This is a genomic window from Streptococcus parasanguinis, assembly GCF_001074805.1.
GTDB classification, from domain to species: domain Bacteria; phylum Bacillota; class Bacilli; order Lactobacillales; family Streptococcaceae; genus Streptococcus; species Streptococcus parasanguinis_A.
In genome coordinates this window covers 19,522-43,616 of the sequence record NZ_JUPI01000115.1, presented here as the reverse complement: position 1 = coordinate 43,616, position 24,095 = coordinate 19,522, and the positions used below count along the sequence as shown (strand labels likewise).

The window sequence follows — 24,095 nt, the reverse complement described above, 5'->3', positions numbered from 1 at the left end:
ACCACTGCGTCTTGCTTGACAATCCAAAAATAATTGAGAGGCTAGGACTTTTGTCCCAGCCTCATCTTTTGTTTTTCAATGAATCATCAGTATTGGATATCAAAGAAGAAGGATCATTAGTTTATTGGACTTGGTAAGAGAATCTCCGTTCGATAGTGGCTATTTTCTTTGAATCGCTTGATAGTTCCTTGGTATTCTTGTACTAGGGCATCAACGTTTCGCAAGCCCCAACCATCTCTTTGACGTGTTTTACGAGTCTCTTGTTCCTGTTCATTAAAGGTATTGTTGATCGAAATAAATAGATTTTGTTGAAAATAACGTATATTTAGTGACAATGTTCTCTCTGATTTATCAGTCAATCGAAGACAGGCTGAAATACTATTATCTAAACAATTTCCTAGAATAACAGCTAGCACATCTGGCTGAATAGATAGTTCTTGTGGTATAAAGCAGTCAATTTCTAATGCAATTTCATCTTCCACATCGTGCAGTTTTTGATTCAGTAAATAATTAACCGTTGGATTTTTGGAGTAAAAGGTTTGTTTTCCTGAAATACTATCGGTTAATGATTGAAGATACTCTCTAGCCTCATCAGGATTTTCTTCTAGAAGTGCCAAGAGGGTTAAATGTTTATTTTTTAAGTCATGCCGAAGACTTTGCAATCGTTGGTATTCTTCTTGAGACTGTTGTGTTTCTCTTAATTGGAATTGAAGTTGTTCTTTATCCAATTTATTTTGATAATAAGCGTGCTGTTGTTGAGAAAGATGCAAGGTAAAATACAGCGAGGAAAACGACAATACAATAAGAGACAAGAGTGAAATGACAGAAAGATAATCTGGTCCAAATACTTGCCCTTGAATAGCAGATACAGTAAAGGCAAAAATAATCGATAAAATCGGCACGATAAATTGATAAAGCCAATTTCTTCTAGATGTTGCCATGCTTAACTTTTGATGTGTTCGAAATAGCTGTCGAAGAACAAGAGTGATCACAGTTGAAAAAAGAAAACTGATGGCAAGGTAACCACTAATCATTCCTAAATTTTTCGATACTTTTGACAGTGGAAGAAATAGTTGGATAGCTTGATTGAGGACAGCTCCGGCTAATAATGTCAGGCTTGTTTGTAAGAATATCCAAAAGGAAGAATCACGAAAGGAGTAGCCAAAATAGAGTCCTACAAGAGAGGATTCTAAAATACTAAGAAGGAGATTGCTGACTAAAAAAACGCGACTTTCTAAAAATATAAACACAAGAGCTACATGAAAAAGCAAGCAACAACAAAGGGCTAAAAGTGTCTCTTTTGAATGTTTACTTTTGGATATTGGCCTATAAAATAAAACACTTGCCAGAAATAAGTCAAACAAGATACTAATGATCCGCAATCCTATTAGCATTAGAAATTCCTTTCACTGAGATAGTTATAGTATTTTTCTTTAAAAGAAGACTGGAACTTACGACTAATTGGAAGTGAATGCTCCTCGGTTCCATTTAGCAAAATAGTTACTGTTTTCGCATCAAAATCTTTTATATATTTGGGATTTACAATATAAGAAGCATGAATTTGAATAAAATAATCAGGTAGTTTATCTAAAATTTCTTGAGTTTTCAGTAAGGACTTATAGGTATCTGCTAGTGTGTAAATAAAAACGGAACGCTTATCTTTTTCAAAATAGGTAATGTCACTTAAAGGAATAGAGTAACTTTGTTTTCCAAATGAGAAGTTAAAGATGGTTTGTCCTAGATCTAAATAACGCAAGATCCTATCTACTACCTTATTTAACCTTTGGGGTTCAATGGGTTTTACTAAGTAATCAAAAGTCTGTACTTCAAATACTTGTTCCATGTAATCTCGATAGCTGGTCACAAAAATAATGGGGATAAAAGGATTGAACTGACGAATTTCACGTGCAAGGTCAATTCCAGTAATTTGTGGCATATCAATATCCAAAAAAACACAATGTGTATCCCTTGTTAACTGTTCTAGCATTTTTTGTGGATTTGTATATAGTTTTGTTTCTACAGGAACCTTGTCGTAAGAAAGTAAATACTGTTCTAACTGACTAGCATCTCTAGTTGAGTCATCACAAATAACGACGTTTAACATAAGTCCCCCTTATCAAATTGAGTTGGCTAATTATGACACTTAAATGGTAAATCATGACGTAAACCATGGAAAGTCATATGTTTATTATACAATAATCTTATCAAAAATGAAGGAAGCTGGGACAATCTTCTCAGTTTTGAGTGATAAGATGAAGACATTTGCGACACTGACTATTAAAGATTTGACAAAATCATTCGATAAGCAACATTTTGCTAATAACCATATTTCCTTAGAAATAGAAGCTGCTAAAATTACAGCCTTTTTAGGACATAATGGTGCTGGTAAGTCCACCCTCTTAAATCAAATGATTGGTTTTACCAAACCCGATAAAGGAGATGTATGCTATGGAGACATTTCTTTTGTACAGAATCGTAAACAAGCTCGCTCAATGATGAGCTATATGTCGCAACAGTATGCACCACTTGAGAAATTGACGGTGGAACAAAACATAGAAATGCTTGGAAGAATGAGAGGGTTAAACACCTTGGATTTGCAAAAAGAAATGGATCAGCTCTTAACCGATTTGGAAATTAAGGAGTACCGGGCAAAACAAGGAAAGGACCTTTCAGGTGGTTTAAAGCGTCTGACCTCTTTTGCAATGGCTTTAATCGGATCTCCGACCATCATTCTTCTTGATGAGCCGACGAACGATGTTGATCCAATACGTCGTGAAAAACAATGGCAATTATTACAGAAGCTAGCGCATAAAGGTCATACCATTATTATCGTGACGCATAATCTCTTAGAAGTTGAAAAATATGCTGACAACTATGCCTTATTTAACCATGGGAAGTTAATCAAATCAGGACCAGTTCAGCAAATAACCTATCAAAAACAGTATCAAATATCTTTTGAGTTTAGGAATAAAGATAGCTTAGCTCTATTTCAAGATTACACCATTATCAATGGTTCGATCTGCCAGATTGAAATAGAAGAGAAGGAGTTAACGAGACTGCTACCAAAAATCACACAGGAATTGGATAGAAAGAATATTTTAAATCTGTCACTTACTCAGAAAAACATATCCATTTCAGATCTTTATAGAGAGGAGTTGACAAACTGATATGACTCAATTTTTTTACTTACTTCGTTGGAACTATCTTCGTCAAAAAGATTTATTTTTACTCTTTACGCTAGCTCAGGTTCTGTTATCCATTTCACTTCTTTTTGGTTATCCACTAGTGATAGGTGAGATTGATACGACAGCTGCCTACTATCTCTCTTCTGGTTCAGTTCTGATAGGAATTATTTCTATTGGCTGTACTATCTCCTCACCTGTTATAGCAAATGCGAAGTCAGAAGGACATGTAGACTATGTACGAGCCCTTCCAATACCTCGAATTCTTATTTCCTTAGCAGATCTTTGGATGTGGATGATTGCTATTTTACCTGGAGTATTCATTTCTGTTATACTTGGCTATTTTCGTTTTTCTGTCCGCTTAAATGTATCTATTCTGGCTGTTTTCATTCTATTTCTTATCTGTCTTACAATGATCAGTCTTGGATTTGCCATTGCGTATACTTTTTCTCCCAATATTGTCACGCTGATGTCTCAGTTGATTCTTATGATCGGTTTGATGTTTTCGCCAATTATGTACCCAGCAAGTCGTCTTCCAGATTGGATAAACCATCTCTACCATGTTCTTCCTTTTGTCCCTTCTGTCAACCTCCTACGAGCTTGCGTCTATGGCCATGACAGCATCTCATTGTTTGACTTCACTATTCTGATTATTTGGATTTTGCTAACACAGTTACTGATCTTGAGAGTTCTTTATAAGGAAAAATAAAGGAAGGAGGGTAGATAGAAGGTTCTTCTACGAAACAGTCATCCATTTAAAAGGAGTTCAATTGAAGAGATATTCCTACAACAAAAAGCAACAGCTGTGTTCAGATGTTGCTTATTTTAGTATATTCGTACCCTTTGTATCTTATTTGAAATACCAGTGGTGTTTGAGGCTGGCAAAAATAGCTTTGCTGGTGATTGTGATGATGATCAGTTTGATGAGGTCGGCAAGGATAAAGGGAGCAACGACCAAAGTAAATGCTTTTTGGAGATCGGTATGCGTGACCAGCATAAAGCCGATAGCTCCTGACACAAAGAGGAGAGCACTACTGAGGAGATTGGCCAAAAAGATAGTGAAAATGCTGGATTTAGCATTGGTAAATAGAGACGTGATCCATGCTCGGAATGGGAAGAAGAGGAGGAAACCAGCAGTAGGACCAAGGAAATGTGAAGCGCCACCAGCACCGCCGGCAAATACTGGAAAACCTAAGAAGCCTAGAAGTAGGTAAAGGCAGACTGTGACAAAGGCATGGCTGGGTTTATAGATGGTCCCGATGATCCCGATCATGAGCGTTTGTAGGGTCAAAGGAATCGGACCAAATGGAATGGTGAATTGAGATAGGACGGAGATCATGGCCACTCCAATGGAGATGAGCACTAAAGGAAAGATTTTCTTCATAACAGTTAACCTCTGATTTATTTTATGGTAACTATTCTACAATAAGGAGCTCAACCTGTCAATAGCCCACGCTTGTTTTAGGATTTTTTAAGTAAAAATTTAGGCAGGCTTAAGACTCCTAAAGTATAATCGCCTTACTAAAGGATCGAGCTCCCTTTAAATTTTAAAAGACAAGTACTTGTACAAAAAGATAAAAGGTAAAAAGATGAATCAAAAAGAAACAAAACAAGTAGTCGAAACGCAAGAATCCAAAGAAAAAATGGTTGTCCTCAAACGAAGTCCTAAGTGGTGGATTGGCATGGCAGCCGTTGGTGGATTGTTGGTCGGTGCTGGAAGTGGCTTTGGTGTCGGTGTCATCGCCTCACAATCTTCCAATAATCAACAATTTTCTCAACCGGTCCAAACGGGTCAGAACCAAGGATCCAATCAGCAACAAAATAGTCAAAATGGCCATGCTTCACAAGGAAACCAGCAAACTGGTGGCCCACAGGATGGCGGTCCTCAAGGCGGTGGCCCACAAGGTGGTGGCCAAGGCCAAGGTGGCGGTCCGGGTCAAATGCCACAAGAAGGCAATGGTGGCCCACAAGGGAATGGTCCAGATAATGGCATGAACCAATCTGGCGGACAAGAAGGGAACCAGGGGTCCTCTAACAAGTCCAATAAGAAGAATTCAAAAAATAAAAACAAGACGAGTGACAGTCAAAGTAACAAAGAAAACACGACAAACTCATAGAATTAGCCTTCCTCAGGCAGGCTGAATTTGATCATAAAACCAGATTCTAAACTATAGGAAATGAAGGCAAGTCGTGTTATAATGGTTAAGAATAGATTAGAAAGACTCACTCACGAAAGAGAAGAGGATACGACGATGATTAAAATTCTATTGGTCGAAGATGACCTTGGTTTGTCAAATTCAGTATTTGATTTTTTAGATGATTTTGCGGATGTCATGCAGGTCTTTGACGGAGAAGAAGGTCTTTACGAAGCAGAAAGCGGGATCTATGATTTGATTTTGCTGGACCTGATGCTTCCTGAAAAAGACGGTTTCCATGTCTTGAAAGAATTGCGTGAAAAAGGCGTGACAACCCCTGTTTTGATCATGACAGCCAAAGAAAGTCTGGATGACAAAGGGCACGGCTTTGAACTAGGGGCAGACGATTACCTGACCAAGCCTTTCTACCTAGAAGAGCTTAAGATGCGGATTCAAGCCCTTTTGAAGCGCTCAGGAAAGGTCAATGAAAACACCCTCAATTATGGCAATTTGAAGGTCAATTTATCTACCAATTCGACTTATGTGGATGGGAAAGAAGTGGAACTTCTTGGGAAGGAATTTGATCTTTTGGTCTATTTCCTTCAAAACCAAAATGTCATCCTTCCAAAGACCCAGATCTTCGATCGTCTCTGGGGCTTTGATAGTGACACAACCATCTCAGTGGTTGAAGTCTATGTTTCAAAAATCCGTAAGAAATTAAAAGGTACTGATTTCGTTGAGAACTTGCAAACATTGCGCAGTGTGGGGTATATCTTAAAAGATGCTAACCAGAATTAAGAAAACCGTCGGGGAAGATGATTTTTCCTATTTCATCCGATATTTTGGGCTCTTTACTTTGATATTCTCAGCCATGACCCTGATAATCATCCAGGTCATGCGCTCGAGTCTCTATACAACGGTCGATGAAAACCTCAAGACTCTCAGTCAGGATCCCTACTCACTTGTAGCGATTGCTTATCGAGACCAGCGACAGTCAAATACCAAAGGAGATGATAATGATCATGAGATGATGATCCCAGATCATGATAAATCAGAACCTAAAGGGGATGTCACATCCAATACCACTGTTGTTTTGCTCAATAAAAAATATGAAAACTTGACAACCGGTAATGGTTTTTTAAACTTCAAAACGGTGACGTTTGGTCGAAAGCTCCTCAACAAGGTTTCCCAGCTTCAAATTACAAATAGCTATGGGAAAAAAGAAAGTTACCGGGCCTATATGGCAGAGTTGAGTTTATCTGATGATGAAAGTGATAGTGATATCAAGTATGCGGTTGTCATGACCAATATCAGTCAGTTAGAGCAGACCAGTGAAGAGCACGAAAGCCAAATCGCCCTTGTCATGATCTGCTTCTGGGGAATCTCTTTATTCGCTAGTCTCTTCTTAGCACGTCTCAGCGTCAAGCCCCTTCTTGAGAGTATGCAAAAGCAAAAGGCTTTCGTGGAAAATGCTTCCCATGAGTTGAGGACGCCTTTAGCAGTTCTGCAAAATCGCCTCGAAACGCTTTTTAGAAAGCCTGAAGCGACCATTATGGAATCGAGTGAGAATATTGCATCCAGCTTGGATGAAGTTCGAAATATGAAGCTCTTGACTACCAACCTTCTCAATATCGCCCGAAGAGATGATGGCTTGAAGCCAGAGATGGAAGACATCGAACCAAGCTTTTTCGATCAGACCTTCTCGAATTTTGAGATCATTGCGGAAGAAAATGACAAAATCTTCCGAGGAGACAATCAGGTGGACAAAGTCATTTGTTCTGATAGAACGCTCCTCAAGCAATTGATGACCATTCTCTATGATAATGCCTTGAAATATACCGATGAAGATGGCGAGATCCAGTTTGAAGTTCAATTGAAGGACAAAAATCTACTTTTGAGGGTGCTGGATAATGGTCCAGGGATTCGAGATGAGGATAAGAAACGGATCTTTGATCGTTTTTACCGCGTCGACAAGGCCAGAACCCGTCAAAAAGGTGGATTTGGTTTGGGGTTATCCCTCGCTAAGCAGATTGTAGAAGCCTTCAAAGGGACCATTCAAGTCAAAGATAATAAACCCAAAGGGACCATCTTTGAAGTGAAATTATCCATTAAGACGGAAAGTCGTAAAAAAAATCGTTCATAATTTTTTAAAAATAGAAAAGAGGAATACCTATGAGTTCAAAAATGTTGCACACTTGCCTTCGTGTGGAAAACTTAGAAAAATCAATCGCTTTTTACCAAGATGCTTTTGGTTTTGAAGAAAAACGTCGGAAAGATTTCCCAGACTACAAGTTCACGATTGTCTATTTGGCCTTGCCTGGAGATGACTATGAGTTGGAATTGACTTACAATTATGATCATGGTCCATATGTGATCGGAGACGGCTATGCTCACGTCGCATTGAGTACTCCTGATCTAGAAGGTTTGAATGCCGAACACAAGGCTAAAGGCTATGAAGTGACGGAACCAAAAGGTCTTCCAGGAACACAGCCGAATTACTATTTTGTTGTAGATCCAGATGGTTATAAGGTAGAAGTCATTCGCGAAAAATAAGAGTGATTAAAAATTAGGGCCGTTGTCGGCGACGACAGTCGGCCTCTTTTTTATGAAACCATTTACAAAAAAGGAATGTTTTTTCGAGAGAAATTTGCTATAATAAAGTTATGAGATTCAAACACACGAAAACTATTTTATTAATCATTATAAATCTCCTTTTTCTGAGTCTTTTGTATATCGGGTATCAAAAGATTCAAAGGCTTCGTGAGCAAAAAGCCTATCAAGATCAGTTTGCTAAGGTTACCCAACTAGAGAAAAGCTCTGAAAAAGGAAAAGATGCCCAGGTTCAGGAAGGAATTTTAGGAACTTCTTATGTGACTGCTTTTTATCCTACTAAGGATGGACAGCCTGTTGAGATTATTAAAGAGAAGATCCAAGAAGACCTTCAGCGTCTAGGAACCGATGAGAAAACCAAAGAGCCTAAGCATCTGACCTTCTACCATAGTGAAGAAGCAGAAGCACCTTTTGTTGGTTATCATCCTATCCAAATTAAACGGGCTGAATACCAGTACAAAAAAGGAAAATTCATCAAAGATGAGACGGTGAAGTTGCCTCTCTTTTACTTGGATGATGAGGACAATCCTTTGACCCTGAGCCAGGTTTTTGCGGATCCAGATGGAGCCAAACAGATCTTTTTGGAGGAACTACGAGGGAATCTAGCCTTTCGTCAGCTAGATGAGGAAAGCATTGATCAAATGGTTGCCCACTTCTCAGAGTTGGACTTGAGCCAATGGGAATTCCAATATGAAAAAGGGAATTTCACCATCCCGTTTCCAAGCAAGGTCAAGGGAGATGATACCTTTACTGTTCCCTTATCTAAATTCTATGACGTGATTGATACAGAGCGCTTGCTTCCTGATGATTTAGCTTCTTACCAATCCTATATTGAAGAACGCCATCGTAAGATGATTGCCCTGACCTTTGATGATGGACCAGATCCAACGACGACCCCTCAGGCACTGGCTATCTTGAAGAAATACAATGCTAAAGCTACCTTCTTTATGGTCGGAAAAAATGTCAGTGCGAATCCTGATATTGCTAAGCAAGTCCGCAAAGAAGGTCATCAAATCGGGAACCATACCTGGGATCACCCTCAATTGCCAAAATTGAGCTTGGATAATGCAAAAAAAGAGATCTTGGATACCCAAGAAGCTATTCAAAAAGCGACAGGCGTTCAAACTAAGATCACGCGTCCTCCGTATGGAGCCATCAATAACGCCATCCAATACAGTGTAGACCAGTCCTTCATCATGTGGGATGTGGATAGCCTGGATTGGAAAACTCATAATACGACGGCTATTCTCAATGAAGTGAAAAAAGAAGTCAAACCGGGTTCGATTATCCTCATGCATGATATCCATCAAACCACGATTGATGCTCTACCGACCGTCCTTGACTACCTCAAATCACAAGGCTATACCTTTGTAACGGTGGATGAATTGTTGGATTACCAACTTGAAAGTCATCGCATTTATTACAATGGAAATTAACATAAAAATCCTCTGCAGTTCATACACTAGCAGAGGATTTTCTTATTCATTTAAATAGAGTTCTGAATTTTTTAAAACCAGTTCACGTACAGAAGTGTATTTTTTTAAGGATTTGAGTTCTTCTGGGTGAGTGATAAAGGTAATCACATAGCCATCCCGCCCCATTCGTCCTGTTCTACCAGCGCGGTGGGTATAGGTCTCCATATCACGGGGAATATCGTAGTTAATCACACACTCAAGATGTTCAATATCGATTCCACGAGCGACCAAATCGGTGGCCAACAAAAGGGTTAGCTGATGGTCTTTGAAGCGTTCCAGAATGACCTTGCGGTATTTGACATTGACATCACTGGCGAGCGACACGGCCTCAACACCACGGTATTGTAGTTTTTCTTCAGCACTCCCCAGATCAGACAGGCTGTTGAAAAAAGCCAGACCACGAAAATCTTCGACGTAGGCGAGTTTACGGAGCAATTCGACCTTGTCCCGCTTATCCACTTGCATATAAAAATGTTGGATATTGTCCAAAGAAACTCCATCAACCGTAACGCGAAGAGTATTTTCCTCTAGCTGATCTGGATCGACCTTGGCTGTCGCGCTCATATAGATATATTGGTGGTCACGGGGAGCATAGTGGCTGATCTTGTCGACGAAGTGGTACTGAGAATCACTCAGTAATTGGTCAAATTCATCTAAAATGATGGTTTCCACATTCATCATTTTGATCTTTTTCAGCTTGATCAGTTCAAAGATTCGACCAGGCGTCCCAACCAGGATTTCGGGTCCTTTTTTGAGTCGTTCGATTTGCCGTTTTTGACTGGATCCTGATAGGAAGAGTTGGGTCTGGAGCCCAAGAGGCTCTGCCCATTGCTTGGTGACATCAAAAATTTGTCCAGCTAATTCTGTATTAGGAGCCAAAATCAAGAGTTGTTGGGCCTTCTTCGGTTTGAGTTTGAGCAAGCTCGGAAAGAGGTAGGCGAGAGTCTTACCAGTACCGGTAGGACTGATCCCGAGGACATTTTCTCCTTCATAGATAGGGGTGAAGATTTGCTCTTGAATTTCAGTGAATGTATCAAATCCGAGTGTTTCTAGCTGATCTTTCCAGATTTGTGGAAATTGTTCTTTCATTCTTTTTCATCCTTAAATTGTATTCCAGCGCTTTGACGCATCTGGTAGAGGGTTTCATGGACCTGCGTAGCCGTTTGTAACCATTCGAGATAAGCAGCCTCCTTATGACCAGCCATGGCATGGGAAAAGGCTTCCGCCTCTTCTTGCATTTGGTGTGGGCAGGGCTGGCTCGGAAGGTCGATGACCTCTCCAGAATAGCTGACGAAGCGAGCCTGGTTGATGGCTGCTACAGCATTTAGAGTTAGTGTTCCAGTCTTAGTATAGATTTCAGCAGGTAGATGGCTGGTGATATTTTTCCCCGCCTGAATGGCAACCTGAAACTCTGGATAGATCAAAACACCCTGACCATAGAGATCAACCGAATTGGGTAATTGCTGAGCGCAATAGTGACTGGAGATCGGTTTTCCAAAGAAGCCAATCGCCAAGTAGAGGCAGTAGACTCCCAGATCCATCAAGGCTCCGCCTGCATAGATATCTGAGAAAATATTGGGCATCTCACCTGCAAGAAGGGCCGGCAATTTAGAAGAATATTTGGCAAAGGTGAAGTTGGCGCCCAGTATTTCCTGGTTAGAGAGGAAGTTTTTAACTACTTGAAAGGCTGCTTCTTGGTAATTTCTGGCAGCTTCAAAGAGATAGACCTGGTGCTCATTAGCAAGCTTGACCAGTTCCTTCCATTCAGAAGGCTTGGTCACAGCCGGTTTTTCAATGATGACATGCTTCTTTGCTAAAATAGCAAGCTTGGCCTGAGCGAAATGAAGAGAATTGGGGCTGGCAATGTAGACCACATCCAGCTCACTGTCTAAAAAGTCGATGAAATCCGTGTAGCAAGAGATCGCTCCATAAGGCTCACAAAACTCTTGAGCTGTCTTCATCTTTCTCGAATACACAGCCTGCAAGTGATAGTGGCCCGTCTGATGAGCGGCTGTAATAAATTCATGTGAAATCCAACTCGTACCAATAATTCCCAGCTTTAACATAAGGTGTCCTTCCGTCATCGATTCACTCTATTATACCATGAAAAGGGGGAGGGGACAGTATAAAGTAGAAAATATGCACTGATTATTGTATAATGAAGTGATATGCTTAGAAGGGAAAACAATAGGATTGAGAAATTCAGAATTATTGATCATTATTCCTGCTTATAATGAGAGTGGAAATATTGAAAAAACAATCAAGATGATTGAAGAACATACACCTGAATTTGATTATGTCATTATCAATGATTGTTCTACAGATCATACACTTGAAATTTGTCGCAATAACAACTTTAATGTTATCGATTTACCGATTAATTTAGGAATTGGTGGTGCTGTCCAGACTGGTTATCAATATGCAGTTAAAAATGGCTATCAATATGCTGTTCAAGTGGATGGAGATGGTCAGCATAATCCTGAATTTATCAGAAAGATGCTTCAAGTCCTTCAAGAGAAGAATGTGAACATGGTGATTGGCTCTCGTTTCATTGAAAATCAAGGTTTCCAATCCTCCTTCGCGCGACGGATTGGAATTTCATTTTTTGAAAAATTAATTAAGATTTTAACCGGTCAAAAGGTAACAGATCCTACATCAGGATTGCGAGTGGCTGATCGAAAAGTGATTGAAGAATTTGCTAAACAATATCCAAGTGATTATCCAGAACCAGAAACGATTGTGTCCCTCTTAACCTCAGGCTATTCCGTTGCAGAAGTACCGGTCTTGATGAACGAGCGAGAACACGGAGAATCATCGATTACATTCAGTAAGTCTGTTTACTATATGATCAAGGTGACAATGGCAATGCTATTGGCTAGAATTGGTGGAGGATATAAGAAATAACATGCTAAATATTTGGTTAACCCTTATTGTAATTATTTTTATCGTTTATATTCTACGCCTAGTTGCAAAGAAAGTCGTTGAACTGAGAAATGTCATTTCTTGGCTCATTCTTTGTTTGCTATCGTTGCCAGTCATTTGGTTTCCTAATTTGATTGGAGCAATATCTTCATTTCTCGGTATTCAGACGCTAAGTAACTTTATTTTTTTATTAAGTACATTTTTATTAATATTTTTAATTTTTTCATTAACTCGTACTGTATCAAAGCAATCCGTTCAGATTAAGAGATTGTCACAAACTATAGCTTTACTAAGAAGTGAGAATGAAAATGAACAATAAAGTAAATAGGAGTATTTATTTTTGGAATTTTGCAGGGAATATAGCAGCAGCTGCAGTTTCTATATTGTATTTGATAATTGTCTCTCGTTATACTTCAGCAAGTGATGCTGATAATTTTAGTTTGGCTTATGCAATTGGAAACCTATGGGTTGTCATTGGTATTTTTCAAGTTAGAAATTATCAGGCGACTGATTTGAAAGAAACGTACTCGTATTTGGAATATTGGCTAACTAGGGTTATTACAGTTTGTTTAATGTTAGTTTCACTATTTCCGTATTTATTTTTTAGTGGAAATAATGTTGGAAAAGGGGATTTATTTTTAATTATCATCCTAACAGTTATTTATCGTTCATGTGATGCTTTTTCTGATTTATTCCAAGGATTATTTCAACAACATGAACGTTTAGATATTGCAGGGAAATTAATGGTGCTTCGTTATAGTTTAAGCACAATCATTCTCCTAATTAGTTTGTTACTTTCAAATTCTTTAATTTTTTCTTTAATTTGTTTATGTTTTTTTAATGTTCTTTTTGTTTATGGGGGTGATTACGTCCAATCCAAACAAATTAGAACGATACCTTTTAATCAGATTTCATCTGCTACATTTAAGCGATCAATTAGTATCATGAAAACTTGCCTTCCATTGTTTGTCAACGGCTTTTTATTGGTATATGTTTTGAATTATCCAAAACAAGTGATTGATAAATTGCTAGTAGAGGGCGTACTACGTGAAGGTGCTCAAAGGGATTTCAGTATTCTATTCATGCCTGTTTTCTTTATGAGTTTATTTGTATTAGCACTGAGACCGTTAATAACCGATTTGGCAAAACAATGGTCAGAAAAAAGATTTCATACATTTAATGCTATGATTCGTAAGATTTTATTATTACTTATGATTTTGGGACTGGTAGTATCAATACTAGCCTATTTGATAGGAATTCCTATTTTAAATATTATAAGTGGTATTGATTTATCAAATTACAGTTTATTACTTACTATTTTAGTGCTTTCCGGCTTTTTATATTCTATAGCTTCTGTAATTGGTGATTTTTTAATTATATTGAGGAAGCAAGTCTATCTACTCTATGTTTATGTCGCAATGGCGTTATTGACGAATATTCTTACGCCTCTGGCGATGAGGGAGTTTGGCTTGTTTGGAGCAGGGCTTAGTTTTGTTATTGTTATGTTGTTTTACACCATTGCTAGTTGGATTGTCTTTGTTATTATGAGAAGGAAGGAGATTCAAAAATATGAATCAGTGGAATGATCATACATTTGTAATCTGTGCTTATGGGGATAGTCCTTTTTTAGAGGATTGTATAAACTCGTTATTAAGCCAAACCGTAAAAAGTAATATCATTTTGTATACTTCTACTCCAAGTGTATTTATCGAAAGTATTTGCCAAAAATATGCCATTCCGTTTAATACAACTGTAGGTGGCGGGATTGGAAAAGATTGGAATAATGCTTTATCTTTTGTTACTACCCAATATGCTACAATAGCCCATCAAGATGATTATTATGAGCCAACCTATTTAATGGAAATTCAAGAGAGGATAAAGAAGCATCAAGATGCTATCATTCTTTATTCTGATTATTTTGAAGAAAAAAATGGAGAGGTCATTAAACCGACTTCAAATCTAAAAATCAAATCATTAATGTTAAAAACAATCTCATTATTCCCTAAAACTAGGTGGTGGAGAAATCGGATTCTTGCTTTTGGAAATCCAATTTGTTGCCCTGCTGTAACTTATAATTTAGAATTGGTTAAGGGCTTTAGATTTGATGAGGAATGGAGAGTTAGTCTAGATTGGCTTGCCTGGTACCATTTGGCTAAATTTGATGGCAGATTTGTATATGTTCCAAAAAAATTAATGTGCCATCGTATTCATGAAGACTCTGAAACGAGTAATACCATTAGTGACAATACTCGAACAAAGGAAGATTACATGATGTTTAAACTCTTTTGGCCAAACGGATTAGCGAAATGTTTAAATCGTTTTTATAAAAAGAGTCAGGATACGAATGGTTAAAGTTTGCGTGCTCGAGGTTTGATAACAATATAAAAGTATGAATATCTTAATTATTTGAAAAACTATGGGTTCTATTAAAATATATAAAGGATAAGATTGTGAAAGAAGCGCCTAAGATTAGTGTCATTATTCCAGTATATAATGCAGAATTATATCTCAAAAGATGTATAGATTCCGTTTTGAATCAAAGTTTTAAATCATTTGAAATTATTGCAATTGATGATGGTTCAAAGGATAATTCGTTTAAAATATTGAATGAATACCAACAATTTTCTCCAAATATTAGAACTTTGAGTCGAGAAAATAAAGGTGCAGCCTATACTAGAAATGAAGGTATCAAGCTTGCAAAAGGTGAATTCATCATGTTTATCGATAGTGATGATTATATAAACCCAGATTACTTGCAGGTGTTTTATGATGAAATATCAAGTGGGATAGATGATGCAGTTATTGGTGGCCTTCAGAGAGTAAACCAAGATGGTAAACAACTATTTTCTATCCAATTGGGTAAAGATAAATGGTCGAAATATAGATCGATTTCACCATGTGCTCGCATCTATAGAAAAAAATTCTTACAAGATAACAATCTTCATTTTCCGGAATTTCCTTTGGGTGAAGATTTATTATTTAGTTTAAAAGTGTATTCAAAGTCAAAAAATATAAATACGATTAGTTATTGTGGTTATTTTTGGTTTTATAATGAAAATAGTGCATCTAATACACTTAATAAAGGTTTTAACCCAGATGTAAATATTATTGATCTATTGACTGAAATTTCTAAAATTATTCCGAAAGACTATTACGAACTAGATCTAATCAAATTCTTTATTAAAAAATTCACACTATATTGGTTATTAGATGGCGGAAGAAACTCGAGTAGTGATGAATTTTTATCACAATATAAAAAAATAAATGAGTGGGTGATAAATCATGATATGCAAAGTAAGATTTCAGGTCTAAATCCAAAAATCAAAAGTGAAAGATTAATCGTGAAAGTAGCCATTGTATTTACTGATTTGTTGAATAGACTTAAATTAATGAAATTGTTTTCAAAAGTATATTGTAAAGGTCATATTAAGAATAAAAAGTGATATCTATTATTGCTATTAAATGACCATTCCTTTGGCTATTGTAGAATCTAATTTATATCTATAGTGAGGTTATCTTGAATAAAATATTTAGAAATATTGGAATCGCAGGTTTATTTACTTCTTTGATTTCAATTTGGTTATTATTAACTACTGTAAAAAAAATAGGTGCCCCAGATGCGTCTATTAAAATTATACATTGGATAACAAAATATGAAAACATCTTGTTGATTTTAATGTTATTCGTCGCTTTATTATCTGTTGTTTTTTTGATAAGTTCTTCCAAAAAAATTAGAGAGTTATTATTTAAATATAGGTATATATTAGCTTTAGTAGTATTATTTATTGCTGTTTTATTTAAAATTAATGGGTCATCCATGGGAATTTTAGGTATCTTTTTAAATAATACTGATAAAGATCATATATTACTTGGTGTAAGTAGGACTTTACGATCGGATGAGTGGTCGGTAAGTCTTCCATTTCAATTATCTCAATCATTTAATCATTATGCTTATTACTCATCTTTGATAAGGGGTGGAGGTACAGATACTTTTATTTTGAGTGGTTTAGCATCATGGGATTTTGCTACCTTATTTAGACCAGCGAACTTAGGATTCCTATTTTTAGGTTTTGAGCGTGGCCTTTCATTTTTATGGACCTTCAAAATACTATTTCTATTCATGTCTGTGTTTGAAATGGGCCGGGTTGTGACGAATGATAATAGAAAGTTATCATTGTTTCTATCATTTATGATAACATTTAGTGCCGTTGTTCAATGGTGGTATGGCATGATCGAAATGATTGCGGCAGGTAGTATTTTTATTGTCTTATTTGATAAATATTTGAAAGAAAATAGGCCTTTTCTAAAATTAATTTATACAGTAATTATGTCATGGGCGGGAAGTGTATATATTCTTACCTTCTATCCGGCCTGGCAAGTACCATTGGCTTATATTTTCTTTGTATTATTAGTTTATATTATCATTGAAAATTACAAGACTTTTAATTTCAATTATAAACTTGATTTATCACTGCTTACTTTAATGACAGTCCTTATCATTACTTCCTCATATATAGTATTAAGTAAGGCATGGCCTACTGTTCAAACAACAATGAATACTGTCTATCCAGGTAATAGGGTTTCTTTTGGAGGTGGAGCCTTTAAATGGATATTTGACTATGTTTATCAGATTTTCTATCCTATAACTGATATTATTGATGAGCGTGCAATGGATTCAGTTTATGATCTGTTTCCAGTCACACAGGTTTTAGCAATTTTAGCAATTATTAAAACAAAAGATAAATTGTTAAGTATGCTAATGATGATTGATGCCCTATTCTTGTTATATATCTCATTTTCTATTCCCAAAATTTTTGCAAGAATTACGTTATTGTCTTTTACAACCCCTGCAAGATTACTGAGTGTCTTTGGAATTTTGAATTTAATAATATTAGTTCGTTTTCTAACGATTTCAACAAAAAGATGTTTATCAAGGATTGGCTCTTTTATCACTGCTATCCTGTTATCAGTAGGAATCGTTTTTATTTCTAAAGGGGAGATTAGAGAGTACTTATTGACAACAATAGGTGGAGTTGATCAACAGACTTACTTTAGATTATTTACTTTAGTTGCAATTTTTGTATTGTTTGCTATCCTGTATTTTGTATTTCGTAGAAATTTAAATGGAATCTTAGTTATGGGAATTTCCATTAGTTTCCTAGCTGGTGTACTTGCGAACCCAGTTCGTGTTGGAAGTGATGTAGTAACAAAAAGTCCTTTAGTAGAACGTATTAAATCTATAAATAGTTCTGATCCAGGATTATGGATCGTCGAAGGAGGACTTCCTGCATTACCATACAATAATGTACCATTATTAGGAGGAGCTTCTGTTTTAAATTCTACAAATGCATATCCGAATATAAAATTATGGAAGAAAATTGATAAAGAAAATGATGATTCGAAAGTATACAATCGTTATGCACATATTAGTTTTAATCTAATAGATGAAAATTCTGAAGCAAAATTTAAATTGAATAGCCCAGATTCTTATACTGTTTCACTACCAATCACTGAATTGAAAACACTGAAAATTAAGTATATTATGACTGATCGGAATCTTGAAGATCTTTCTAATGGCATGATAAATTTTGAGCAGATAGCTGATGTGAATGGAATTAAAATATATACGGTTAAGTATTAATTTTATAGTATATAACAAAAAACTAGGGGAAACCCTAGTTTTTTGTTACAATAGAAAGTGAATAAGTCAAGGAGTAAGAGATGACACTATCAGTTGTAGTCCCATGTTTTAACGAAGAAGAATCAATTCCATTGTTTTATAGAGAAATGGAACGTGTTCGGATGAAGATGGGAGAAAAGTTTGAATATATTTTTATAAATGATGGCTCTTCAGATGGTACGCTATCCGTTCTTCGAAAGCTACGTGTTACAGATTCAAATGTGCACTACCTTTCTTTTTCTCGAAATTTCGGAAAAGAGGCTGCACTATATGCTGGACTTGAGCGTGCTAGTGGTGAATACGTAACCGTCATGGATGTAGATCTGCAGGACCCTCCGGAGTTATTGATCGAAATGAAGCAGAAGTTGGAGGAACAGCCGAATTTAGACTGTGTCGGAACGAGACGCGTAACCCGTGATGGGGAACCACCGATCCGCTCTTTCTTTGCACGGATGTTTTATAAATTGATCAATCATATTAGTCAAGTGGAAATGGTTGACGGGGCGCGTGATTTTCGTTTGATGCGTCGTCCTATGGTCGATGCGATTCTTGAGCTCTCGGAGTACAATCGTTTCTCAAAAGGAATTTTTGCTTGGGTAGGATTTGATACAGAATACCTCGAATATAAAAATGTTGAGCGCGTGGCAGGAGAGACATCTTGGAATTTTTGGTCCCTCTTTAAGTACTCGATTGAAGGGATTGTCAATTTCTCGGATGCCCCATTAAACATTGCCTTTATTGGTGGACTGTTATCTTGGATTTTGGCCTTTATCATGATGATTTTGATTGTAATCCGTACCTTGGTCTTTGGGGATCCTACTTCAGGTTGGCCATCCCTTATGACAGTGATTCTTTTCCTGGGAGGGTTCCAATTATTGACCATTGGGATTTTAGGGAAATATATCGGTAAGATTTTCATGGAGACTAAGAAACGTCCAATCTATGTAATCAAAGAGAAAAGCAAGTAAAAAGCAGAAAACTTCTGCTTTTTTTGCTATAATGATAGGGATAAAGCATTTGAAAGGAACGTAACATGATTTTAATTACAGGTGCAAATGGTCAACTTGGAACGGAGCTTCGCCATTTGTTAGACGAACGAAATGAAGAATATGTAGCTGTTGATGTAGCTGAAATGGACATCACAAATTCAGAGAAAGTAGACGAGGTATTTGCGGAAGTAAAACCAACCTTGGTCTACCACTGTGCTGCCTATACAGCTGTTGATGCTGCGGAAGATGAAGGTAAAGAGTTGGACTATGCCATCAACGTGACGGGTACGGAAAATGTAGCAAAAGCGTCTGAAAAACACGGTGCAACCTTAGTTTATATCTCAACCGACTACGTTTTTGATGGGAAAAAACCAGTGGGACAAGAATGGGAAGTAGACGATCAACCAGATCCTCAAACAGAGTACGGTCGTACCAAACGTATGGGGGAAGAATTGGTTGAGAAGCATGTATCTAACTTCTATATCATCCGTACAGCTTGGGTATTTGGGAACTACGGTAAGAACTTTGTTTTCACCATGCAAAACCTTGCGAAGACTCACAAAACACTTACAGTCGTTAATGACCAACATGGTCGTCCAACCTGGACACGTACTCTTGCAGAGTTCATGACTTATTTGGCTGAAAACCGTAAGGAGTATGGTTATTACCACTTGTCTAACGATGCGAAAGAAGATACAACTTGGTATGACTTTGCAGTTGAAATCCTCAAAGATACGGATGTTGAAGTGAAACCAGTGGATTCTAGCCAATTCCCAGCTAAGGCAAAACGCCCTCTCAACTCAACGATGAGCTTGGCTAAGGCTAAGGCTACAGGGTTCGTCATTCCAACTTGGCAAGATGCTTTGAAAGAATTTTATAAACAAGAAGTGAAATAAGAACAAATAGAAGCGGCCCTGGAGGGTCGCTTTTCTGTTTGGATTAGGCAAAAAGCCTAGAAAATGGTATAATTGAATAGACTGTGAATGATTTGAAAGGGAACTCTATGCAACATGTTTTTATTATCGGAAGTCGTGGGCTTCCGGCTCAATATGGCGGTTTTGAGACTTTTGTGGACCAATTGGTTTCGCATCAAGTGTCTTCAGATATCCAATACCATGTTGCCTGCCTTTCTAATGATCAAGCTTATCAACATTTTGACTACAAGGGTGTCGATTGTTTTACCATTAAAGCCCCTAAGCTTGGGCCTGCGCGTGTCATTGCCTATGATATGATGGCCATCAACTACGCCTTGAAGCTTATTAAGAAACAAGGAATTGAACAGCCGATTTTTTATGTCTTGGGCAATACAATCGGAGCCTTTGTGGCGCCTTTTGCGCGTAAGATCCATAAGATGGGTGGTCGATTCTATATCAATCCAGATGGACTGGAGTGGAAGCGGGCCAAGTGGGCTAAACCGATCCAAGCCTATCTCAAGTATTCTGAAAAGATCATGACGCGCCATGCTGACCTGGTAATTTCAGACAACCCTGGTATTGAGTCCTATATCAAGGAAGCCTACTCTTGGTCTAAGACGACCTATATTGCCTATGGAACGGACTTATCTCCGACCAGCCTAAACAGTCAGGATAGGAAGGTCCGAGAATTCTATCACAAGTGGCAGACACAAGAGAAAAACTATTACCTAATTTTGGGCCGCTTTGTCCCAGAAAATAATTATGAGACCGCCATTCGTGAATTTATGACCTCTTCAACCAAGCGGGATTTGGTGATCATTTGTAACCATGAAGGCAATCCTTATTTTGAGGAGCTCCGAGCTCGGACTGGATTTGATCAGGATCCTCGTATTAAGTTTGTAGGAACGGTTTATGATCAAGACCTTTTGAAGTATATCCGTAAAGAAGCCTTTGCCTATATCCATGGTCATGAAGTGGGCGGGACCAATCCTGGTCTCCTAGAGGCTCTTGCCCAGACGGATCTGAATTTAGTTTTAGGGATCTCCTTTAACCAAACGGTCGCTAAGGACACGGCTCAATATTGGACTAAAGAAACTGGGAATTTGGCACATTTGATTGATCAGGTTGATTCTTTAGAAGATGTATCTGAATGGGGTCAACGTGCCAAGGCCAATATGAAGCAAAACTTTACCTGGGAAAAAATTGTAGGTGAGTACGAGGAATTATTCTTATCATGAAAGTAAATATCTTGTTGTCCACCTATAATGGTGAACAGTATCTAAAAGAGCAGGTTAAAAGTATCCAAGACCAGACTTATCAAGACTGGCAACTCTTGATCCGAGATGATGGGTCAAGAGATGGTACGGTGAAGATTATTCAAGAGTTGGTTGCCCAGGATGAGCGCATTCGCTTTATCAACCAGGGAGCTATCGAAAATCTCGGTGTCATCAAGAGCTTCCATGCCCTCTTGAAATATGAAGAAGCAGATTTTTATTGTTTTAGTGACCAAGATGATGTCTGGTTACCAGACAAGATTGCTCTTCAGGTAGCAGAAGCAGAGAAGCATCCTCAAGAAGAGCCTTTGCTGGTCTACACAGATTTAAAAGTGGTCGATGAAAACTTGAACGTGCAGCATGAGAGTATGATTCGCACACAGTCTGATCATGCCAATACAGAACTGATTCAAGAGCTGACAGAAAATACGGTAACTGGCGGAGTGGCCATGATTAACCACTCTCTGGCGGAGTTATGGACAGGTCAAGAAAAACATGCGCTCCTTATGCATGATTGGTATTTGGCCTTGTTGGCAACTGCCTTTGGGAAGCTCATCTATATTGATCAGCCAACAGAATTGTACCGTCAGCACAGTAGCAATGTTCTGGGTGCTCGAACCCTCAGAAAACGGGTTAAAAATTGGATTCGACCTCATGTGCTGTTTGCCAAGTATTGGAATCTCATAGAGTCTAGTCAAGAACAAGCAAAAAATCTATTGGATCTGCCTGTCAGTTTCCAAACTAAAGAAATTATTGAAAACTTTGTCACCATTATGGATGTTCCACTAAAAGAACGTCTGAGACGGATTCGTCAGTATGGTTATCGGAAGAACCGGGCTTTTCACACCTTTGTGTTTACCAGCTTGATTCTGACAAAGTTTGCATATCGAGGTAAAAAATAATGTTTGACGTTTTTAGTCAGAAAAATCGAATTTTATTACGAGAATTAATCAAAACAGACTTTAAATTACGCTACCAAGGATCAGCGATCGGTTATCTTTGGTCCATTTTAAAGCCCCTGATGACCTTTACGATCATGTATATTGTCTTCATCCGATTCTTACGCTTGGGTGGAGATGTGCCCCATTTCCCAGTTGCCCTCTTGTTGGCCAATGTAATCTGGGGCTTTTTCTCAGAGGCAACATCCATGGGGATGGTGTCGATCGTTAGTCGAGGCGACCTATTGCGGAAGTTGAACTTCTCCAAACATATCATTGTCTTGTCTGCGATTTCAGGAGCAGCCATCAACTTTGTCATTAACCTTGTAGTGGTCTTGATTTTTTCATTCTTTAATGGGGTGACATTCTCTTGGACAGCCTTGATGGTCATTCCGTTGTTCTTTGAGTTATTCTTGATGGCGACAGGATGCGCATTGATTTTAGCGACATTTTTTGTTCGTTTCCGTGACTTAGGTCAAGTATGGGAAGTACTCCTGCAAGCCGGCTTGTATGCGACGCCAATTATCTATCCGATTACCTTTATTGCAGACCGCAATCCATGGGCTGCTAAGTTGGTCATGATGAATCCTTTGGCCCAAATTATTCAAGACATGCGTTATTTCTTGATTGATAAGGCCAACACCCCTGTCTGGCTTTTGGTGGAAAATAAGTTCTTGGTTTTGATTCCTTATGTTTTACCAATTCTTATTTTTGTCGCTGGCTTTGCTTACTTTAACAAACATGCTAAGAAATTTGCGGAGATTCTCTAATGACAGATAAACAAATTGCAGTAAAAGTAGACCATGTCAGCAAGTACTTTAAGTTGCCAACAGAGGCAACCAATAGTCTTCGAACTGCCCTGGTCAATCGCTTCAAAGGAATCAAAGGATACAAAGAACAACATGTTCTTAAGGATATTTCTTTTGAAGTAGAAAAAGGTGATTTTTTCGGGATCCTCGGTCGAAATGGTTCTGGAAAATCGACTCTCTTGAAAATTATTTCTGAAATCTATGTGCCAGAAAAAGGTACCGTCACCATCGATGGGAAACTGGTGTCCTTTATCGAGCTTGGAGTAGGCTTTAACCCAGAACTGACAGGTCGAGAAAATGTCTATATGAACGGTGCGATGCTTGGCTTTTCAACAGCTGAAATTGATGCCATGTATGATGATATCGTAGACTTTGCTGAGTTGCATGAATTCATGAACCAAAAGCTTAAGAACTACTCATCAGGCATGCAGGTTCGTTTGGCCTTTTCGGTTGCCATTAAGGCCCAAGGCGATATCTTGATTTTGGACGAGGTCCTTGCAGTAGGAGATGAAGCCTTCCAACGCAAGTGTAACGATTACTTTCAAGAACGCAAGAAATCAGGGAAAACCACGATTCTGGTTACCCATGATATGGGAGCCGTCAAGAAATATTGTAACAAGGCTGTTTTGATTGAAAATGGCTTGGTGAAAGCAATTGGTGACCCCTTTGACGTTTCTGATCAATATAGTTTTGACAATTTGGAATCGAACTCCCATCATAATGGAAATGAAGATGAGGGTATAGTCACATCGGAAGTTGAAGGTTTCACGGCTAGATTGCTTTCTCCTAAGAAAGTAACTCCTGACGATGAGGTGGTGATTGAGTTTTCATTTAATCTATTAGATGAGTCTGTTAATCCTCACATAGCCTTTTCATTTGTTGATATTTCTACTGGAAATGGACTGTATAACGATAATTCCATGGATATTCCATTATCCGGTATCGGTGCTAAAAAAATCACTTATAAATGTAAGTTGCCGTACTTTAATCATGTGAAGTTAAGACTAGTAGCATTTTTAAGAGATGAAAATCAAGAAAACTTAGCAATATTGTCGACAACGAACCCTCCAGTCTTTTCAATTGATCGGGTTGTGGATCGAACAAATCGTTCGGAGTTGGATTCTTCGACTGGTTTGTTGATCCGTCAAGGTAAGTGGGAATAATTTC

At 37.9% G+C, this 24,095-nt stretch carries 24 protein-coding genes; 19 read left to right on the top strand and 5 right to left on the bottom strand.

What is annotated here, in order from left to right:
- Positions 1-116 precede the first annotated feature (116 nt).
- Positions 117-1,394 (bottom strand): sensor histidine kinase, encoded by a 1,278-nt coding sequence (locus ADI76_RS07855; RefSeq protein WP_049515599.1) that lies wholly within the window; start codon positions 1,392-1,394, stop codon positions 117-119.
- Positions 1,394-2,104 carry a LytR/AlgR family response regulator transcription factor gene (locus tag ADI76_RS07850; RefSeq protein WP_014713137.1) on the bottom strand — a complete coding sequence of 237 codons (711 nt, stop codon included), beginning with the start codon at positions 2,102-2,104 and terminating at the stop codon, positions 1,394-1,396. Before ADI76_RS07850 ends, ADI76_RS07855 begins: the two co-directional genes overlap by 1 nt.
- Before the next feature lie 106 nt (positions 2,105-2,210).
- Between ADI76_RS07850 and ADI76_RS07845 the strand changes: the two genes are divergently transcribed.
- Positions 2,211-3,167 (top strand): ABC transporter ATP-binding protein, encoded by a 957-nt coding sequence (locus tag ADI76_RS07845; RefSeq protein WP_049515604.1) that lies wholly within the window; start codon positions 2,211-2,213, stop codon positions 3,165-3,167.
- A gap of 1 nt (position 3,168) precedes the next feature.
- Entirely contained in the window at positions 3,169-3,891 is a 723-nt protein-coding gene (locus ADI76_RS07840; RefSeq protein ID WP_049515597.1) for an ABC transporter permease, read from the top strand.
- Positions 3,892-4,032: 141 nt separating this feature from the next.
- Here ADI76_RS07840 and ADI76_RS07835 read toward each other — a convergent pair whose 3' ends face one another.
- Complete coding sequence (locus ADI76_RS07835; protein ID WP_049515594.1) at positions 4,033-4,566, bottom strand: biotin transporter BioY; 534 nt, start codon at positions 4,564-4,566, stop codon at positions 4,033-4,035.
- Between the two features lie 205 nt (positions 4,567-4,771).
- Between ADI76_RS07835 and ADI76_RS07830 the strand changes: the two genes are divergently transcribed.
- The 5 genes from ADI76_RS07830 (at position 4,772) to ADI76_RS07810 (ending at position 9,363) form a co-directional block, all read left to right on the top strand.
- Positions 4,772-5,299, top strand: coding sequence for a hypothetical protein (locus tag ADI76_RS07830; protein ID WP_049515592.1), 528 nt, complete (start codon positions 4,772-4,774; stop codon positions 5,297-5,299).
- A gap of 135 nt (positions 5,300-5,434) precedes the next feature.
- Positions 5,435-6,115, top strand: a complete 681-nt coding sequence (locus ADI76_RS07825) for a response regulator transcription factor (RefSeq protein ID WP_021152983.1) — start codon at positions 5,435-5,437, stop codon at positions 6,113-6,115.
- Positions 6,099-7,460, top strand: a complete 1,362-nt coding sequence (locus ADI76_RS07820; RefSeq protein WP_049515589.1) for a sensor histidine kinase — start codon at positions 6,099-6,101, stop codon at positions 7,458-7,460. The genes ADI76_RS07825 and ADI76_RS07820 overlap by 17 nt, the downstream gene beginning before the upstream one ends.
- 29 nt (positions 7,461-7,489) lie before the next feature.
- Positions 7,490-7,870: a VOC family protein gene (locus tag ADI76_RS07815; RefSeq protein WP_003006623.1), complete on the top strand. Its 381-nt coding sequence runs from the start codon at positions 7,490-7,492 to the stop codon at positions 7,868-7,870.
- Between the two features lie 110 nt (positions 7,871-7,980).
- Entirely contained in the window at positions 7,981-9,363 is a 1,383-nt protein-coding gene (locus ADI76_RS07810; RefSeq protein ID WP_049515587.1) for a polysaccharide deacetylase family protein, read from the top strand.
- A gap of 42 nt (positions 9,364-9,405) precedes the next feature.
- On the opposite strand, the gene ADI76_RS07805 is transcribed toward ADI76_RS07810, so the two are convergent.
- Together ADI76_RS07805 and ADI76_RS07800 are read right to left on the bottom strand one after the other, a co-directional pair.
- Positions 9,406-10,491, bottom strand: coding sequence for a DEAD/DEAH box helicase (locus ADI76_RS07805; protein WP_049515584.1), 1,086 nt, complete (start codon positions 10,489-10,491; stop codon positions 9,406-9,408).
- Positions 10,488-11,468, bottom strand: coding sequence for a Gfo/Idh/MocA family protein (locus tag ADI76_RS07800; protein WP_049515602.1), 981 nt, complete (start codon positions 11,466-11,468; stop codon positions 10,488-10,490). The genes ADI76_RS07805 and ADI76_RS07800 overlap by 4 nt, the downstream gene beginning before the upstream one ends.
- Before the next feature lie 127 nt (positions 11,469-11,595).
- Between ADI76_RS07800 and ADI76_RS07795 the strand changes: the two genes are divergently transcribed.
- The 12 genes from ADI76_RS07795 to ADI76_RS07735 all read left to right on the top strand — a co-directional run bounded on the left by ADI76_RS07795 (position 11,596) and on the right by ADI76_RS07735 (position 24,091).
- Positions 11,596-12,306 (top strand): glycosyltransferase family 2 protein, encoded by a 711-nt coding sequence (locus ADI76_RS07795; RefSeq protein ID WP_049472007.1) that lies wholly within the window; start codon positions 11,596-11,598, stop codon positions 12,304-12,306.
- A gap of 1 nt (position 12,307) precedes the next feature.
- Entirely contained in the window at positions 12,308-12,643 is a 336-nt protein-coding gene (locus tag ADI76_RS07790) for a DUF2304 domain-containing protein (protein ID WP_049515582.1), read from the top strand.
- Positions 12,633-13,910, top strand: a complete 1,278-nt coding sequence (locus ADI76_RS07785; RefSeq protein WP_065428413.1) for a lipopolysaccharide biosynthesis protein — start codon at positions 12,633-12,635, stop codon at positions 13,908-13,910. The genes ADI76_RS07790 and ADI76_RS07785 overlap by 11 nt, the downstream gene beginning before the upstream one ends.
- Complete coding sequence (locus ADI76_RS07780; protein ID WP_049515577.1) at positions 13,894-14,676, top strand: glycosyltransferase family 2 protein; 783 nt, start codon at positions 13,894-13,896, stop codon at positions 14,674-14,676. Before ADI76_RS07785 ends, ADI76_RS07780 begins: the two co-directional genes overlap by 17 nt.
- A gap of 98 nt (positions 14,677-14,774) precedes the next feature.
- Entirely contained in the window at positions 14,775-15,767 is a 993-nt protein-coding gene (locus ADI76_RS07775) for a glycosyltransferase family 2 protein (RefSeq protein WP_239683632.1), read from the top strand.
- A 74-nt stretch (positions 15,768-15,841) separates the two neighbouring features.
- Positions 15,842-17,965: a DUF7657 domain-containing protein gene (locus ADI76_RS07765; protein WP_152905778.1), complete on the top strand. Its 2,124-nt coding sequence runs from the start codon at positions 15,842-15,844 to the stop codon at positions 17,963-17,965.
- 80 nt (positions 17,966-18,045) lie between these two features.
- Positions 18,046-18,972 carry a glycosyltransferase family 2 protein gene (locus ADI76_RS07760; RefSeq protein WP_049515568.1) on the top strand — a complete coding sequence of 309 codons (927 nt, stop codon included), beginning with the start codon at positions 18,046-18,048 and terminating at the stop codon, positions 18,970-18,972.
- 65 nt (positions 18,973-19,037) lie between these two features.
- Complete coding sequence (gene rfbD / locus ADI76_RS07755) at positions 19,038-19,889, top strand: dTDP-4-dehydrorhamnose reductase (RefSeq protein WP_049472001.1); 852 nt, start codon at positions 19,038-19,040, stop codon at positions 19,887-19,889.
- Positions 19,890-19,996: 107 nt separating this feature from the next.
- Entirely contained in the window at positions 19,997-21,145 is a 1,149-nt protein-coding gene (cps2T, locus tag ADI76_RS07750; RefSeq protein ID WP_049515567.1) for a beta 1-4 rhamnosyltransferase Cps2T, read from the top strand.
- Positions 21,142-22,083 (top strand): glycosyltransferase family 2 protein, encoded by a 942-nt coding sequence (locus ADI76_RS07745; protein WP_049515566.1) that lies wholly within the window; start codon positions 21,142-21,144, stop codon positions 22,081-22,083. Before cps2T ends, ADI76_RS07745 begins: the two co-directional genes overlap by 4 nt.
- Positions 22,083-22,889 carry an ABC transporter permease gene (locus tag ADI76_RS07740; RefSeq protein WP_003003247.1) on the top strand — a complete coding sequence of 269 codons (807 nt, stop codon included), beginning with the start codon at positions 22,083-22,085 and terminating at the stop codon, positions 22,887-22,889. The genes ADI76_RS07745 and ADI76_RS07740 overlap by 1 nt, the downstream gene beginning before the upstream one ends.
- Complete coding sequence (locus tag ADI76_RS07735) at positions 22,889-24,091, top strand: ABC transporter ATP-binding protein (protein ID WP_049515565.1); 1,203 nt, start codon at positions 22,889-22,891, stop codon at positions 24,089-24,091. Before ADI76_RS07740 ends, ADI76_RS07735 begins: the two co-directional genes overlap by 1 nt.
- Positions 24,092-24,095 lie beyond the last annotated feature (4 nt).